Raw genomic sequence first — 15,815 nt, 5'->3', positions numbered from 1 at the left:
AAATGTGCGCCAAGTCTTGTTTGGTCACTGAATGTCCCGGCAATTGTGGCGACGAAGCTTTGGCGAAATAATTACCGTCGCTTTGACGCTATGTTTAGGCTTTGTTTTCCGGTATTTCGGAAACGGGAAAGGACCGGGGCGCCTGACTTCCCCGATCCTTAATAAAATAAATAGTGCTTTTGCTCTAAGCATATTGCGCTAGCCTAGCTTCGTGCCTCATAATAATGAGTGATACGAGTGAAGATATTTGCAGTGAGACACAAAAAGCCAGCGTTTATTCCCTTTGTTTTAAATTATAAGAACACGAAGTCTGCGGGGAAGTAGAAGAACGAGTTGTCGGCTTCGGTTCCACCGTAGTTGTAAGTAAGGATGTTTGCGCCTGCCGAGGAGCGAACATACATGCCGTTTTGTTTGTAATTGTTGCCCCATCCGCTCTTGACCGCATTTACATAAATGTTGCCTGTGGTAGGGTGGGCCTTAACGCCTCCGTTATAGAAGTTGTTGCTTACCATGTCGGTCAGGTCAAGGATAGCGGTCAGCTCAGCTGTTTCGCTGTCGGCGGGAACATATTTGTAAAGTTTTTTTCCGCTCTTGAAGAAGACGGCGCTTTCGGTCTTGGAGGTGGTAAGCGCGCCGGCGTCCCATACCCACCCGTTTTTGATGGTGACATCTTCGGGAAGGGTTTTCTCTTGGGTTGTGAGATCGGAAGCGTTGATTTTTATCAATTTCTCTCCTGCGCCAACCCAAACATTGCCGTCGGCGTCAATGTCGAGCCCGGCTACGGCGCCGGAAATATCCACGGTGTTGGCCAAAGTGCCCGCGTTAGCGTCAAGGACGAATATTTTTTTGCTCTCGCCAGAGACTCCTTGAACGAACACTTTCCCGCCTGAGAGTTTCATGATGCCTCCGGCGGAAATGCCTTCAATTTTGTCACCGACAGAAAGGTCCGTAAGGTTGACGGGATAAACGCCGTCCGCAGAGCTAAGGAAGCCTTTGTTAGCGTCCACGCCTACAAAGTGATGGGCGTATGAGTATTTGTTGCCTGTAAATACGTCGATTTCGTTCAGATATTTCAATGTAGCGGCGTCAAGCACGACGAGCTGAGGCGCTTGCTTGGACATGATGTAGACTTTCCCGTCGTGCAAAACACCCGCTTGCGAAGTGACGCCGAGATTCTTTTCGGGATTAATTTTCTTGAAAACCCTGTATGAGAATCTGCTGGAATCTTTCATCCAATAGTTCAGGTTGCCGGGTTCGTGCCCAAACCAACCTTCGTTTACTACAAGCGTGCCGTTGTCAGTGTAAGAGAGCTTTTCGATGGTTACGCTCTCCGAAATGGCGATACTTGGGTTGCGGGCGGTAAAGGTGACGGTGAAAACACCTGTGCCCTCAGCGTCGAAATCAAGCGTTTTACCTTTGCCGATATCTTCGCCGTTGAGGCTCCAAGTCATTTCGGTGTCTTTGTCGTACTTGAACACCGAGGCCTCTAGTTTTACAGGAAATCCGTGCTGGAAGCCTTTGAAAGACTCGATATTGAGCGATACGCTAGGCGTAGGGTGCTTGACGATAACCGTAAATGTGTCGATGGCGGTTTGTTCCAGTCTGGTAGCGTGGAAAATGTACTTGAAAGTGCCGGTTTTGTCAGGCGTGAAAGTGTATTCTAGCGTCTCGGACAGAAGTTTTTTCTCGATGTCAAACCATTTGAATGTCATGCCGTCTGTGGGGCTTACATCAGGTTTTAGTGTTGTGGATTCCTCAAGAAAGGCCGTGTAAGTGCCGCCGGAAATATCCGGGGTGATAATGTCGTCGTCATTGTCGCAGGCAGTAAGGCCGATAAAAAGTAATGCGAACAGCCCCAACAGGCTTCTAAAATTTTTCATTTGTAAAACTTTTTGGACATAAGAATTTCAGGGTCCATTCATCCGGCCGGGCTGAAAGGTCCTTTTTGCATGGGAAATAGAGTGCTCCGGACGCCATGCGCAGTTTCGGAGCCGAAACACAAAATTGGTCTTTAAAGGAAGACTGAAATGTGTGTTACAGTAATCGTGGCTTCATTACGTAGCGCTAAAACCCGAGCGGAACGTAATTGTGGCTCGTCAGGCAGGTCTCCCGGCTTGTCCAATTATCTCTGGCCTTCCCGCCGCAGTTGGCAGTGGCAAAGGGGTGGGAGATAATCATGTATCGGACTTACGGTTGCGGGTACAGCTATTAAAATTCCCTATTAATCCTTTCGGAACCGTGACAACGCAAATATAAAAGGCGCTTTTTGAAAAGCCACGCATAAGAGGTGATTTTTATGTGATTCTCTACGTCGAGGCTTGTTGTGTTGTTTTTGGAACCGACGCTTACGATTGAAACGTATATGGCTGGCCGGAATATTTAATTGGCTAACAAAGAGCGAATCGATCGGGTTAGAAAAGGAACCCTGTTAGGGTGGAGAGAGAAGTTTTTGTGGCTTGAGAGCGCAAAAAAGAAAATGGAATCTAAAACCGAATAGTTATGAACCGGAAAACGTTTCGAACATTAGAGAAGATATTTCAGCGTCCGATGGACGGGGAGCTTCCGTGGTATGCCGTGGAGGGAATGTTTCATTCTTTGGGTGCGAGAATCCACGAGAAGGATGTCCGCAAAGACATGAAAGACATGCGGCAAGTAAGCGTTATCTACGACCGTGATGATTTTCAGTTAGAACATCCCGCAAACGAGAAGTTGATGGAAGGGGCGGATTTGCAGAAGATCCGTGAGTTTTTGTTGCGTCACGATGTTCATCCCGATCACGAGACTATGGCGGAGTTTACCGAAAGTACGGTGGAGCTTGATGATTGCAAAATTGTGGTGGTTTGCGCTGGACACGAGAGCAAAGTTTACCGTTTGGGTAACGAGAACAACGCAATCTGCCTTGAGCCGAGGGACTGGGACGGATTCAGAAGGCGTCAGCATCATAAAAAAACGGAAGCGGATTTTCAGCCGGAACATTTCAAGGGACAGCAAGCGCCAAAGGATCCGTATTTTTTCGAGCGTTTGGCGGAGTGCGTCTCCGATGCCGACGAGCTTTTGGTGGTAGGCCACGGTGACGGACACTCTAACGAGGCCCGGGAATTTATGGCGTATTTGAAAGAGCATAAACCGCAACAAGCTAAAAATCTGGTCGGTTTTATGAGAATGGGCGATTCTTCAGAGAAAGCTTTGTTGGAAAAGGCTAAGGCGATTTTCGGTATTGTTCCGCCGAGAAAATTACCTGAGAGATAATAAAAAACGGGCGCCTGGAATGTTCAGAGCGCCCATAGTTTTTTTACGGTGTGATTATATCGTCTTCCGAGAAGTCGGAAGCGGGGCCGTCCTCATCGTCAAGGTGGATAAACACTTCCAATTCCTCGTTGTCCGGATCCATGTCAAATTCCTTCATACCGGCCTTGGCCTGTTCCCAAAGGCTGTCGTATTGGTTGTCGGTGGCGGGCATTTCGTCCAGGTATTTCGCTATACGGTGGCGAAGTTGGCCCGAGTCTAAGCCTTTGAGTTCCGGGTAGTCGTTGGTGTCGATGCTGATTTCAGGATATACGCACTTTACGACTTTCTTTTTCTCTATTCTGAATTTGATACGCATGTCAAGCTGGCGTTTTGTTTCTTGAACATAGATGCGAAAGCTTGTTTGAGCTATATAGCATCTTATCAAGAAACAGCGATGACCGACTTTCGTTCGGAATACGCCGAATTAGCCTTAGCGAGACGTAATCGTGAGTTCGTTAACAGTGCCGATGGAATTGAATCTAAGCCTCAGCGAAAGCTTCTTTCCGCCTTTCTTAAAGTTCGGACAAGTCTTGGCGGGCGAGAGCGTGTAGATGTAGTATTGCTGGTCTCGTCTGATAAGTTCGGACGAATTCGGAAGGCCCATTACCTTTTGAACTTGGTCAACGGTCATCCCCTTAACCTCGTTCCGGTATTTGATTAGGCTGTCGGCCTGTTGAAGGCGAATGCCGTCGCATCCTTTTTTGTCCGATTTCCAAGAAGCGGAGTCAAAGCCCGGTATTTTCTTTTCGCTTTGGCATGCGCACGCAGATAGTGCGATTAGCGTCGCTAGGATTGATTTTCTCATAGAGGCTGTTTTTTCGAGTCGTGAATTTACGACACGAAATAGAAAAAGAGTATCAGGGAAAAAGAAATAAGCGAGAACAAGGCGATTTTGGTAAGAAGACGTTTACGGTTCGCTTTTACGGCGTCTTCACGGATTTTGGCCAGAACGGACGGGTCTGTAGGCGAAGGTTTTGACGGTTTCTTATGCTTATGTTTTGATGGAGCTGACCTGTAATCGGAGGTGCTTTCAAAGGCTTGATTTGGTCTGGCGGAATTGGCTCCTTTGCTCATTCCGAATCCCATGTATCCCATAGCTGTGGCTTTTATATGAAAAAAGTATGTAGGCGGAATTTTGTATTCGGGTCCGTGATTTTTTAATTTTCTAGACGGAATCCGGGAAAAGTTCCGGGATGTAGGGAAAATTTAAATATCATAGAGCCGAGATATGAATAAGATGCATTCCTTTTTTTGGGGAATTACGCTGTTGTTGACTGTGGTGGTCCTGTTGTCCGTTTACGGATTTATGCCATATGAAGTTGGGATAAACGTGGACGGCGCGGGGAAAATTACGGATTACGTTAGTAAAAGCCAGTTTTTTTACGGGAGCTTATTGTTTATCTTCGTGGCGAATGTCACGTTTTATTTTTTTGGGAGAACATTGTCTAACTCCCCAGTCAGGCAAAGCAAGCCCGCTTTTATAGAAGCGTTGTCGGGTTGGGTATTCGTGTTTAACGGCCTTGTAAACCTGATCATGTGCATTTCCTTGGTGGTGCTGGCGGGCCTTAACGTAACGACTACCCCGTTTTTCGAGAGGATTTCGTTTTTGGCTTACGGCGTACCTGCGCTCTTCGGTGTGGGTGTTGTTTGGCTTTTGACTGCTTTGAGGAAACGGTAAGAATAGACGTACGGCAACTTATTTCGGAAGCGCAGAGACTGATCATATATGGCTAAGAAAGTAGAGGCAACTTATACGGAAGACAGTATCCGGTCGCTGGACTGGAAGGAGCATATCAGGCTGAGGCCCGGTATGTATATCGGTAAATTGGGCGACGGGTCGGCCCAAGATGACGGTATTTACGTGTTGGTCAAGGAGATCGTCGATAACAGTATCGACGAGTACGTGATGGGCCATGGCGATAAAATCGAGATAAAAATTACGGACCACCGGGTTGTGGTTCGGGATTACGGACGCGGTATCCCGCTGGGAAAAGTGGTGGATTGCGTATCGAAAATCAATACGGGCGGAAAGTACGATTCGAAGGCTTTCCAAAAGTCAGTAGGTTTGAACGGTGTGGGTACGAAGGCAGTGAACGCCCTTTCCACATATTTCAAAGTACAGGCTTTCCGCGACGGAAAAACCAAGTGGGCCAAATTTAATAGGGGCGAACTGATCGAGGAAAGTGCGATAGAGCCAACCGACGAAGGAAACGGTACGCGAATCGTTTTCGAGCCCGACAACAGTGTTTTCAAGAATTTCAGGTTTATTCCCCAATATCTGGAAGACCAGATTTGGAATTACGCTTTCTTGAACGCCGGCTTGTCCGTGATGTTCAACGGAGTGAAATACCACTCAAAGGACGGCCTGTTGGATTTGCTGACCCGCAAAACCAATATGGAGCAAGTCCGCTATCCCGTGATTCATCTGCGTGGCGACGATATAGAAATCGCCATGACGCACGGAAACCAATACGGAGAGGAATATTATTCTTTTGTAAACGGCCAATACACTACCCAAGGCGGAACGCACCAGCAGGCGCTGAGAGAAGCTTTGGTGAAGACCGTTAGGGAATTTTACGATAAAAACTTCGACGCTGCCGATGTCCGTTCCGCTATAGTTGCGGCGGTTTCGGTTAGGGTTATGGAGCCGGTTTTTGAGTCGCAGACCAAAACCAAACTCGGCTCGCAAGCCGTAGGTCCGGATGGCCCTACAATGCGCGCTTTCGTTAATGATTTCGTAAAGAAAGAGCTTGACGATTATCTGCACAAGAATCCTGATACGGCCGAAGCTTTGCGTAAGCGAATTTTGCAGTCGGAGAGGGAGCGGAAGGAGATTTCGGGCATAAAGAAACTTGCGAACGAAAGGGCCAAGAAAGCCAATCTGCATAACAAGAAACTTCGCGATTGCCGTCAGCACTTCAATAACGCCAAATCGAAATCGGCTGAGGACACCATGATTTTCCTTACGGAGGGCGACTCGGCCAGCGGGTCGATCACCAAAGCGCGCGATGTGCAGACGCAAGCGGTATTTAGCTTGAGGGGAAAACCGCTTAACACTTTCAACCTTACCAAAAAGGTGGTGTATGAAAACGAGGAATTCAACTTGTTGCAACACGCCTTGAATATTGAGGACGGATTGGAAGGCTTGCGCTACCGCAAAGTGATTATCGCCACTGATGCCGACGTGGACGGTATGCACATCCGTTTGCTGTTGATGACTTTCTTCCTGCAGTTCTTCCCGGATTTGGTGAAGCAAGGGCACCTTTTTATTCTTGAGACGCCTCTTTTCAGGGTGAGAAACAAGAAGAAAACCCACTATTGCTATAGCGAGGAAGAGAAAATGAAAGCGGTGAAATCGTTGGGAGGCAAGCCGGAAATCACGCGATTCAAAGGTTTGGGTGAGATTTCGCCTGACGAATTCGGAGGTTTTATCAATGATGATATCCGTTTGGAGCCCGTGATTCTGAAGAAAGACACATCGATCAAAGATGTTCTGACTTTCTACATGGGCAAGAATACGCCTAAGCGACAAGGCTTTATCATCGATAACCTGAAAGTGGAAAAAGATTTGGTGGAGGAAGAAGCCTGACAGGGCGGATTCGCTTTTCGTGTTAGTTTTTTTGCTGGAGAGATCAAATGGAAGAGAACCAAAATTCATCCGAAGAATATAACAACGAGGAAACAATCCATGACGCCGTCTCGCTGAACGACATGTTTCAGGACTGGTTCATGGACTATGCCTCCTATGTGATCCTGGAACGCGCCGTTCCGGGAATCAACGACGGCTTCAAGCCCGTACAGCGCCGGATTATGCACTCCATGAAGGAGATGGACGACGGGCGCTTCAACAAGGTGGCCAACATCATCGGTCACACGATGCAGTATCACCCGCACGGCGATGCATCGATCGGTGACGCTATCACTAACCTTGGGCAAAAAGATCTGCTGATCGAGACGCAAGGTAACTGGGGCGATGTCCGGACGGGAGACAGGGCGGCTGCGCCAAGGTATATTGAGGCGCGCCTTTCGAAGTTTGCGGGAGAGGTGTTGTTCAATCCCCAAACCACCGAGTGGCAACTGTCTTACGACGGAAGGAAAAATGAGCCGGTGGCTTTGCCGGTGAAATTTCCGTTGCTTTTGGCCCAAGGCGTGGAAGGTATCGCCGTAGGACTTTCTACCAAAGTGCTTCCGCACAACTTTGTGGAGTTGCTGAAAGCGTCTGTCGATTTGTTGAGGAACAGGAAAGTGGCCGTTTATCCGGATTTCCTGACGGGCGGACAAATTGACGTTTCCGATTATAACGACGGACAACGCGGAGGAAAAGTGCGCGTGCGTTCCAAAATAGAGGTGGAGGACAAGAAAACGCTTGTCGTTCGCGAAATTCCTTACGGAACCACTACCAGCTCGATTATCGATTCGATAATCAAGGCCAATGACAAAGGCAAGATCAAGGTGAAACGCGTGGTCGATAACACGGCCAAAGACGTGGAAATCCAGATTTCCATTGCGCCGAACCAGCAACCGGACGTGGTCATCGATGCGCTTTACGCCTTTACGGACTGTGAGGTTTCGATTTCGCCGAACGCTTGCGTGATTGTCGATGAGAAACCGATGTTCATGACGGTGACGGATATCCTGAAGCGTTCGAATGAGCAGACGGTCGAGTTGTTGACCCGTGAACTTGAAATTAGAAGAGCGGAGCTGAAAGAGAAACTTCTTTTCTCTTCTCTTGAAAAAATATTTATCGAGAATCGGATTTATCGGGACATTGAGGAATGCGAGACTTGGGAGGCTGTAATCCAGACTATCGATAAGGGGCTGGAGCCTTACAAGCCGGATTTCTACCGTGATATTACCGAAGAGGATATTGTTCGCCTGACAGAAATCAAGATAAAGCGGATCTCGAAGTTTGACAGCTTCAAGGCCGACGAGCTGATGAACAAACTCAGCGCCGAGCTAGAGGAAGTCGAACATCACTTGGCGAATATTATCGATTATGCGGTGGCCTATTACCGTAACCTCATCAAGAAGTACGGAAAAGGCAAGGAGCGTAAGACCGAGATCGCGAATTTCGAGACTATTCAGGCCAATGCCGTTGCAGCCAACAACGCCAAACTGTATGTGAACCGTACGGAAGGTTTTGTGGGAACCGGCTTGAAGAAAGACGAATTCGTTTGCGATTGCTCCGATATCGACGATATCTTGGTGTTCCGCGCCGACGGACGTTGCGTGGTCACCAAAAATGCGGACAAGGTATTCGTAGGCAAAGACATCATTCACGTGGAGGTTTTCCGCCGCAACGACGAGCGGAAAGTTTTCAACATGGTTTATCTCAATGCGGATAAAAAATGCGCCATGTGGAAGCGTTTCCAGATCCTGACCGTAACGCGCGATCGCGAATACGAATTGATCAAGGGCGGGCAGAAATCCAGAGTCCTTTACTTCTCGGCGAATGCCAACGGAGAGGCCGAGCGCATCAACGTGAAGCTTACGGCCGGTTGTGGAGCCAAGCAAAAGAACTTGGACTTCGATTTCGCTGATCTGGAAGTCAAGGGCAGAGGGGTTGCCGGAAATATCCTGACCAAGTATCCGATCCGTAAAAACGGAATTACGAAAACTTCCGAAGGCGTTTCGACCTTGGGAGGCGTTAGCATCTGGTTCGACGATTTGGTTGGCCGACTCAACAACGACGGTAGGGGACGCCTACTCGGGACATTCTCAGACGAAAAAGTTTTGGCCGTATACAAAGACGGTTCTTACGAGCTTACCACTTACGAGCTCACCAATCGTTATGAGGTGAAAGACTTGATGTTGATCGAGAAATTTGATCCGCATACGATCCTTTCGACCATCTATTACGATGGCGAGACGAAGTTCCATTACGTGAAGCGTTTCAATATCGAGACTACAACACTCAACAAGCGCTTCAAATTCGTCAACGATGCCCGATCGACCAAATTGGTTGTGGCTACTACGGACCGCTCGCCACAGGTGGAGCTAAGCTACACACCGCAAGGAACCCGTAAGGTAAGTACGAACGTTTATGATTTTGACCTGCTTGATTCCGTGAAAGGCTGGAAAGCGATCGGCAATAAGTTGGGAATGGGCAAGATCAAGAAAGCGACATTGCTGGAAAGTAAGAAAACGGACAAGGGTTCTTACTCGACTGGCGATGTAGTGGAGTTGGATAAATCTGCAAAGGGAACCAAAAAAGAAAAAGATCAGCTGGGCCTGTTCTAGGAAAGAATAATATGAGCTAACCCGCTTCGTGATAGGATGGGTTAGGCGAGACAAAAAACGGGGATCCGAATTTCGGATCCCCGTTTTTTGTTCGAGAAGAATTTCTCTTACATATTTTTACTATGCTCGCAAAGCTTTTCTGATGGGCGGAAACCTGCGCCGTAGCATTTCGGGCAGTCCTGTTTTGTCTTCTTTCTGCCTTTGCAAGTGGAGCATTGGATAAAGCCCTTTTGCTTGCAGTTGTCACAGTCTTTGTAGCTGTTTTCGCCATTTGAGGCTTTGCTGATTACCACACCTTCGCCTTTGCAGGTAGGGCACATGATATTGCCGGCGCCCGAGCACCTTTGGCAATTGCCGATTACAAAACCTTCCTCGTCGCACATTTCGCAAGCGATAAGCCTGTAGCCTTTGTCGTTGCAGTAATGGCAGAAATGGTTTCTGCGGATTCTTCTCTTAAGTTTTTTCTCCAGCTTTCTGGCTTCCGAATTGAATTTTCCTTGGCCGTGGGTAAGGTCAAAGTATTTGTTCAGGAAGTTTTCGCTGTTTTGGTACTGCTCAATCTGGTAAAGAGTTTCAGCGAAAAAGTAGCACAGGTCTTTGGGCAGGGTTTTCTGCTTTGTGAGAATTTCCCTGAACGTGACGTTGGCTTCCTCGAATTTGCCGTCCACCATTTGTTTCTGGGCGGTTTTGAAAAGTGCGCTGACTTCCGGGTCTATTTTCTCTTTCTTTTGCGCAACGCCCATTTGACCGGCCAGAAGCAGGACGAAAATCGCCACCATAAAGACTCGTAATCTCTTCATATAAAAATCGGGTTTGGGTTGGCCCGGCGTTTTTGTGGCCGAGCGAGACTAACGGGAATATTAAGGACGCCTTTTTTTCCCTTAAAGGTAAAACGTAGAGACTCTTTTTTTATTTTTTGAATAGACTTTTGACAAAAGACATAAACTCTTGGCGTATTTCGGATGAGGTGAGCACGTCCTTTAGCGTTTTGGCAAAATAGCCGAAAGTGAGCTTTTCGGGTTGGCCCTGTACCGTTTTCTCTTCCGTTACTTTCTGTTTTAGCGTTACGCTTTTGCTTTCGCCTTTTGTTTCCGGCGCCTTTTGCTCGTGTTTCTTTGGGTTCCGGTTTTTTTCCAGAATGTTTTTTTGCTTGTCCTTATCCAAAGAGTCCGCTTTGGCGAAGCTTTCCTTGGCTTTTCTGGTACGGCCAAGTTTTTCTTCGAGCATGCCCTTGTTGTTGAGCGAGATTGCGTCGTCGGGGTCTAGCTCCAAAGCGTGTTCATAATCGGCGATGGCGCCTTTGGTGTCGCCGATACGGCTTTTCACGAAGGCCCTGCTGGAATAGCGGTAAGCGTTCTCCGGTTCCAGTTTAATGGCGTGGGTAAAGTGCTTGAGCGCCTCGTCGTTTCGGCCACACATATGCAGGGTAATGCCGAATTCGGAAAAAACGTCGGCATCGTTTGGGCGAATGGTTACAGCGGTTTGCCAGTCGGAAACGGCTTCGTCGAATTTTCCGCTTTTGGCCAAGGCCTTGGCTCTCATGCAGGTGGCTTCGTAGTGTTCGGGCTCGGATTCGAGAATCTGGTCGAACGCTTGCGTAGCCTCCGCATATTTTTCCTTTTTAAGAAACTCTATTCCCTCTTTGTATTTCTCTGCGATATCCATCAAAATGTCGTAATCTATGCGTAAGGAGCGTTTCCATGGTGTGGAAGGGATGTTTTTCCTTCTCGAAAACCACGGGTAGGGCTCGCTTTCCTGATGCCGTTGCGGCCTTTCCGTTCTGGCAAATATACGTAAGTTTATGCCTAATCGTTTTGCTCTTTTATATTAATTGGGCGGATGTGGCGGAATCGAGAATCTCTAGGCGAATATTTGCCTTTTCCCATTTGTTAATACTGCCTTAATCCACTACCTTGACGCAACAGGGCGATCGTTAGCGCTGGGATTGGCGCTTTCTGTCGTCGGATATTTTTACGGAACCCGCTCCCATCACTTTTACGGGTTTCAGGCTCCCCGGTGGGCCCTTATGGGCCTTTGTATTTGGCGTGTTAATTTTTATTTGAGAACAAGCGAATACCTACCTGATGAAAACCTTTGACCAAAAACACATTAAGAACATCGTCTTGCTCGGAAGCTCGAAGTCCGGCAAGACGACACTTGCGGAAACGATGCTGTATGAAGCCGGTATGACCGATCGGCGGGGCAGCGTGGAAGGACACAACACCGTGTCGGATTATCACGAGATTGAGCGTGAGCGCGGATTTTCCGTATACGCCACTTCGATGCACACCGAGTGGCGGGATTACAAAATCAATATTTTTGACACTCCGGGCGTGGACGATTTCGCTGGGGAAGTGGTCTCGTCAGTAAGGGTGGCGGACACTTGCCTGATAATGGTCAACGCCAAGGCGGGAGTGGAGGTAGGTGATCAGTTGGTGTGGGAATACATCAATATTTTTAACAAACCAACGATTTTCGTAATCAATCAACTGGATCACGCGCAGTCCGATTTTTCGGAGTCGTGGGAGGATGTCCGTTACAGTTTCGGCCCAAACGCCGTGCTGATGCAGTATCCGGTAAACGAGGGCGAGGGTTTTGATTCCATCATCGATCTACTGAAGATGGTGATGTACAAATTTCCTGAAGGTGGAGGCAAGCCTCAGAAATTGCCGATTCCGGAAGACGAAAGGGAAAAAGCCGACCGTCTCCATAATGTTTTGGTGGAAAGGGCCGCCGAGAACGACGAAGGATTGATGGGGCTTTACTTCGAAAAAGGGGAGCTGAACGAAGACGAAATGCGGTTAGGCCTTCGGATAGGAATGGCTAACCATGACGTGTTTCCTGTTTTTTGCGTTTCGGCGGAGAAGAATATGGGAAGCGGAAGATTGATGGGCTTTATAGATAACGTAGCGCCGTCGGCGACGGACTTGAAACCCGAGCCACTTTCTACAGGGGAATATATTCCGTACAATTTGGAAGGGGACCCGGTGGCTTTTGTCTACAAAACGGTTAATGAGCCTTATTTAGGCCGTGTAAGCTTCCTTAAAGTCATTTCGGGGGAGCTTCATCCGAATATGGACCTTTATAATCCGGATACGGATACAATGGAAAGAATCCATCAGCTTTATGTTATGGACGGTAATGAAAGGGTTCCCGTACAAAAGTTTCAGGCGGGAGATATTGGAGCGGTGGTGAAGCTTAAGAAAACGCGGACAAACGATACGCTTTGTTTGAAGGAATCGCCAGTGAAAGTGGCGCCGATGGTGTTCCCGGAGCCAAAGTCATTGTATCACGTATTCTCGGAGAAAAAAGAGGAAAATGAGAAATTAGGCGAGATGATTCGGGAAATCGCCGAGGAAGATCCGACAGTAGAGGTGGAATTTGATCAGGAAACTCGCGAGCTTATCGTTGGCTTGCAGGGCGAGGCTCATTTGAGCGTTTTAGAGTGGAAACTGAAGCGACTTTATAATGTTGAAGCATCGTTTAAACAACCAACAGTACCGTATCGCGAGACGATAGACGGAGGGGCTGAGGTGACTTATCGCCACAAAAAACAATCGGGCGGAGCGGGGCAGTTCGGAGAGGTTGTGTTGCGTGTGAGCGCTTATACCGAGGGTATGGAAGAACCGCCGAAAGAGGCGCATGTTCGTGAAAAGACCGAGACGGATTTGCCGTGGGGCGGAAAGTTCCAGTTCTACAATTGTGTGGTTGGCGGTGCCATCGACCAGCGTTTTATGCTCTCCATTCGGAAAGGCGTGATGGAGGTGATGGAAGAAGGCGTTCTGGCGAAATCCAAGATTCGCGATGTCCGGGTGATGGTAATGGACGGAAAAATGCACCCGGTGGATTCAAATGATATTTCGTTTAAAATAGCGGGAAGGGAAGCGTTTCGGGAAGCATTTTCGAAGTCTTCGCCCCATTTGATGGAGCCGCTTCTGGACCTTTGCGTAGGTGTTCCTTTGACACAGGTAGGAGAGGTAATGACCGATTTGCAGTCGCGCAGAGCGATGATTATGGGTATGGAGCAGGAAGGGAATCGACAGCTTATCGAGGCCCGGGTACCGCAGGCGGAGATGTACGAATACGCCAATACTCTGAAATCGCTGACACAGGGACTGGGTGATTTTACATGGAAATTCGCCAAATATTCTTCGGTGCCGGCCGGGGTTGTTTTGGCTTGACAATATTAAATAATCCTTTGCAAATGGTCGTTCGGGTACGGACGGCCATTTTTTTTGAATGATTTATTTCATGTTTCTGGAACGGGAACGGTTTCGGCCCTTTATTTTTTTTGCCAAATACATAAAATCTCATCGCTTTTGTGCGTGTTTAATGTGAATATATCGATAGGGCTTTAATGGTTTTTGATTTTTTCGCACAAAAAGGCTAATCATGATTGTCATCATGCATTTCGTCTTGACATTCTTTGCAGTGTGGTGTACACTTGAACCTTAATGTTCCCATGTGTTATTTTGCGAACGAGTGAAGATAAAGAAGCGAATTAGTGTTTTTTTGTGACACTTTCGCTTTCATGCAGTTTTCGATTTATTGACAAAACTAAAGGTATAGATACTGTACGGCTTATGGAGCTATTAGATTCGTTAATGCGGACTGATTATTTTGCGATTTTTGTAATCATCGCCATCGGAATCTTGGTCGGGAAGATAGAGGTTAAGGGTATAGGGCTAGATTCCTCGGCTGTGATTTTTGTAGCCTTGGCCTTTGGGCATTTCGGCTATTCGGTGCCGCCATTGTTCAAGACACTTGGTTTGATTCTGTTTATAATGACAATCGGTGTGCAGGCTGGGCCTGGATTCTTCGAGTCGTTCCGATCACAGGGAGCCAAATTGGTGCTTGTGGCCGGGGTGATCGTAGTTTCGGGTAGCATCGTAGCCGGTGGTTTGGCTTGGTTTGCGGGCGTTGATCTCAAGTATGCGGTTGGTTTGCTTACGGGAGCGTTAACGTCGACCCCAGGTCTGGCGGCTGCGATAGAAGCCACAAACGGATCTCCGGAGGCGTCCATCGGTTATGGTATCGCATATCCGTTTGGCGTTATCGGCGTGATTTTGTTTGTAAGGCTCGTTCCGAAAGTTTTCAAAATCGATCTTAAGAAGGAAGAAGAAGCTTTCAAGAAGGAGTCCAGAGCGAATTACCCGAGCCTAAAAGCAAGAAACTTCAAAATTGATAATGATAACATTCACGGTCTTTCATTGAGCAAATTAGCTGTTCGCGCCATGACCGGTGCTAACGTTTCCCGAGTGTTGAAGAAAGGCAAGACAGTTGTTCCGACTGGAGACACGATCCTTGAAAAAGATGATCTGATTCGTGTGGTGGGAACCAAAGAGTCCTTGAAAAAAGTGGAACTGTTGGTTGGCGAAAGCGTAGACCAGGAAATCCCTACAAGCGAATTGATGATCGTGGACTGGATACTTGTCACCAATAAGCGAGTGGTGAACAAGTCGATCGGATCTTTGAACCTTCAGGAAAACTATAACGCCACCGTGACGCGTATCCGTAGATCGGGTATCGATATTACGCCTACAGGCGACGCTCAGATCCGTTTTGGCGATAAGTTGATGGTAGTGTCGGGAACATATAACCGCGACGCTGTGATGAACCTGTTCGGTAATGAGCAGAAGAAACTTTCGGAAGCTGATTTCTTGCCGATCGCCGCTATTTTGGTGTTGGGTGTTATCCTCGGTAAAATCGCGTTTCCATTGTTCGGTTCAGAGTTCAAGCTTGGTCTTACCGGCGGAGTGTTGCTCGTTTCGTTGATGCTCTCTAGGGTAGGAAAGACCGGTCCGATTATCTGGAACGTCTCGGGGCCAGCCAACGCAATGCTGCGACAACTCGGTTTGTTGTTTTTCTTGGCCGCTGTCGGTACAAGTGCGGGTAAGAGTTTGGTCGCTACCATTCAATCTCAGGGCCTTACCCTGTTCTTGGTAGGTTTCGCCACTACGCTGATGCCGATGATTCTAAGCGTGATAGTGGGCAGAATATTCCTTAAGGTAAACTTGCTGTCGCTTTTGGGTACGATTACGGGTGGTATGACCAGTACGCCCGGTCTTAGCGCCGTTGACTCAATGACAGACAGTAACGCACCTTCGATCGCTTATGCGACAGTTTATCCGTTTGCGATGGTAATTCTGATCGTTTGCGCCAAGATTTTGGGTTGGATTGCATTATTCTAGATAAAGCCTGCCGTTCACCCGAATGGGTGAGGTTCAGGTTTATAACAAAAGAAGGGAACCGCAGTGGCGGTTCCCTTTGTTGTTTGAAAAGCAGGA

General features: G+C 47.9%; 12 protein-coding genes and 1 riboswitch. Of the genes, 6 read left to right on the top strand and 6 right to left on the bottom strand.

Going from position 1 to position 15,815, the window contains the following annotated elements:
* Positions 1–293 precede the first annotated feature (293 nt).
* On the bottom strand, positions 294–1,880 hold the full coding sequence (locus AABK39_RS10410) for a DUF5074 domain-containing protein (RefSeq protein WP_338391283.1): 1,587 nt from the start codon (positions 1,878–1,880) through the stop codon (positions 294–296).
* A gap of 202 nt (positions 1,881–2,082) precedes the next feature.
* A riboswitch (cobalamin riboswitch) is annotated at positions 2,083–2,257 on the bottom strand.
* A gap of 242 nt (positions 2,258–2,499) precedes the next feature.
* On the opposite strand from AABK39_RS10410, the gene AABK39_RS10405 reads away from it, so the two are divergent.
* Entirely contained in the window at positions 2,500–3,249 is a 750-nt protein-coding gene (locus AABK39_RS10405; RefSeq protein WP_338391282.1) for a hypothetical protein, read from the top strand.
* 43 nt (positions 3,250–3,292) lie between these two features.
* Here the strand turns inward: AABK39_RS10405 and AABK39_RS10400 are convergent, their stop codons facing one another.
* The 3 genes from AABK39_RS10400 to AABK39_RS10390 all read right to left on the bottom strand — a co-directional run bounded on the left by AABK39_RS10400 (position 3,293) and on the right by AABK39_RS10390 (position 4,383).
* Positions 3,293–3,604: a hypothetical protein gene (locus AABK39_RS10400; RefSeq protein WP_338391281.1), complete on the bottom strand. Its 312-nt coding sequence runs from the start codon at positions 3,602–3,604 to the stop codon at positions 3,293–3,295.
* 114 nt (positions 3,605–3,718) lie between these two features.
* Positions 3,719–4,093, bottom strand: a complete 375-nt coding sequence (gene bamE / locus AABK39_RS10395) for an outer membrane protein assembly factor BamE domain-containing protein (RefSeq protein ID WP_338391280.1) — start codon at positions 4,091–4,093, stop codon at positions 3,719–3,721.
* A gap of 26 nt (positions 4,094–4,119) precedes the next feature.
* Positions 4,120–4,383 carry a hypothetical protein gene (locus AABK39_RS10390; protein WP_338391279.1) on the bottom strand — a complete coding sequence of 88 codons (264 nt, stop codon included), beginning with the start codon at positions 4,381–4,383 and terminating at the stop codon, positions 4,120–4,122.
* A gap of 133 nt (positions 4,384–4,516) precedes the next feature.
* On the opposite strand from AABK39_RS10390, the gene AABK39_RS10385 reads away from it, so the two are divergent.
* The 3 genes from AABK39_RS10385 to AABK39_RS10375 are packed head-to-tail and all read left to right on the top strand — an operon-like array spanning position 4,517 to position 9,528.
* Positions 4,517–4,966 (top strand): hypothetical protein, encoded by a 450-nt coding sequence (locus AABK39_RS10385; protein ID WP_338391278.1) that lies wholly within the window; start codon positions 4,517–4,519, stop codon positions 4,964–4,966.
* A 48-nt stretch (positions 4,967–5,014) separates the two neighbouring features.
* Positions 5,015–6,877: a DNA topoisomerase IV subunit B gene (locus tag AABK39_RS10380; protein ID WP_338391277.1), complete on the top strand. Its 1,863-nt coding sequence runs from the start codon at positions 5,015–5,017 to the stop codon at positions 6,875–6,877.
* Between the two features lie 47 nt (positions 6,878–6,924).
* Positions 6,925–9,528, top strand: a complete 2,604-nt coding sequence (locus AABK39_RS10375) for a DNA gyrase/topoisomerase IV subunit A (protein ID WP_338391276.1) — start codon at positions 6,925–6,927, stop codon at positions 9,526–9,528.
* A gap of 107 nt (positions 9,529–9,635) precedes the next feature.
* Here AABK39_RS10375 and AABK39_RS10370 read toward each other — a convergent pair whose 3' ends face one another.
* The gene (locus AABK39_RS10370; RefSeq protein ID WP_338391275.1) at positions 9,636–10,328 is read right to left on the bottom strand and encodes a hypothetical protein; all 693 of its coding nucleotides are present in this window, start codon (positions 10,326–10,328) and stop codon (positions 9,636–9,638) included.
* A gap of 109 nt (positions 10,329–10,437) precedes the next feature.
* A complete protein-coding gene (locus AABK39_RS10365; protein ID WP_338391274.1) occupies positions 10,438–11,193 on the bottom strand; it encodes a tetratricopeptide repeat protein in 756 nt (251 codons plus the stop codon).
* A 419-nt stretch (positions 11,194–11,612) separates the two neighbouring features.
* On the opposite strand from AABK39_RS10365, the gene AABK39_RS10360 reads away from it, so the two are divergent.
* Complete coding sequence (locus tag AABK39_RS10360; RefSeq protein WP_338391273.1) at positions 11,613–13,709, top strand: elongation factor G; 2,097 nt, start codon at positions 11,613–11,615, stop codon at positions 13,707–13,709.
* A 402-nt stretch (positions 13,710–14,111) separates the two neighbouring features.
* The gene (locus AABK39_RS10355) at positions 14,112–15,719 is read left to right on the top strand and encodes an aspartate:alanine exchanger family transporter (RefSeq protein ID WP_338391272.1); all 1,608 of its coding nucleotides are present in this window, start codon (positions 14,112–14,114) and stop codon (positions 15,717–15,719) included.
* Positions 15,720–15,815 lie beyond the last annotated feature (96 nt).

The organism is Fulvitalea axinellae (assembly GCF_036492835.1).
In the GTDB taxonomy this organism is placed as follows: domain Bacteria; phylum Bacteroidota; class Bacteroidia; order Cytophagales; family Cyclobacteriaceae; genus Fulvitalea; species Fulvitalea axinellae.
This window is presented reverse-complemented; position numbering and strand designations above follow the sequence as displayed.

Bases quoted from the DNA above. Each gene is read 5' to 3' on its own strand.
- AABK39_RS10410 (WP_338391283.1), bottom strand. From the start codon at position 1,880: ATGAAAAATTTTAGAAGCCTGTTGGGGCTGTTCGCATTACTTTTTATC.
- AABK39_RS10405 (WP_338391282.1), top strand. From the start codon at position 2,500: ATGAACCGGAAAACGTTTCGAACATTAGAGAAGATATTTCAGCGTCCG.
- AABK39_RS10400 (WP_338391281.1), bottom strand. From the start codon at position 3,604: ATGCGTATCAAATTCAGAATAGAGAAAAAGAAAGTCGTAAAGTGCGTA.
- bamE (WP_338391280.1), bottom strand. From the start codon at position 4,093: ATGAGAAAATCAATCCTAGCGACGCTAATCGCACTATCTGCGTGCGCA.
- AABK39_RS10390 (WP_338391279.1), bottom strand. From the start codon at position 4,383: ATGGGATACATGGGATTCGGAATGAGCAAAGGAGCCAATTCCGCCAGA.
- AABK39_RS10385 (WP_338391278.1), top strand. From the start codon at position 4,517: ATGAATAAGATGCATTCCTTTTTTTGGGGAATTACGCTGTTGTTGACT.
- AABK39_RS10380 (WP_338391277.1), top strand. From the start codon at position 5,015: ATGGCTAAGAAAGTAGAGGCAACTTATACGGAAGACAGTATCCGGTCG.
- AABK39_RS10375 (WP_338391276.1), top strand. From the start codon at position 6,925: ATGGAAGAGAACCAAAATTCATCCGAAGAATATAACAACGAGGAAACA.
- AABK39_RS10370 (WP_338391275.1), bottom strand. From the start codon at position 10,328: ATGAAGAGATTACGAGTCTTTATGGTGGCGATTTTCGTCCTGCTTCTG.
- AABK39_RS10365 (WP_338391274.1), bottom strand. From the start codon at position 11,193: ATGGATATCGCAGAGAAATACAAAGAGGGAATAGAGTTTCTTAAAAAG.
- AABK39_RS10360 (WP_338391273.1), top strand. From the start codon at position 11,613: ATGAAAACCTTTGACCAAAAACACATTAAGAACATCGTCTTGCTCGGA.
- AABK39_RS10355 (WP_338391272.1), top strand. From the start codon at position 14,112: ATGGAGCTATTAGATTCGTTAATGCGGACTGATTATTTTGCGATTTTT.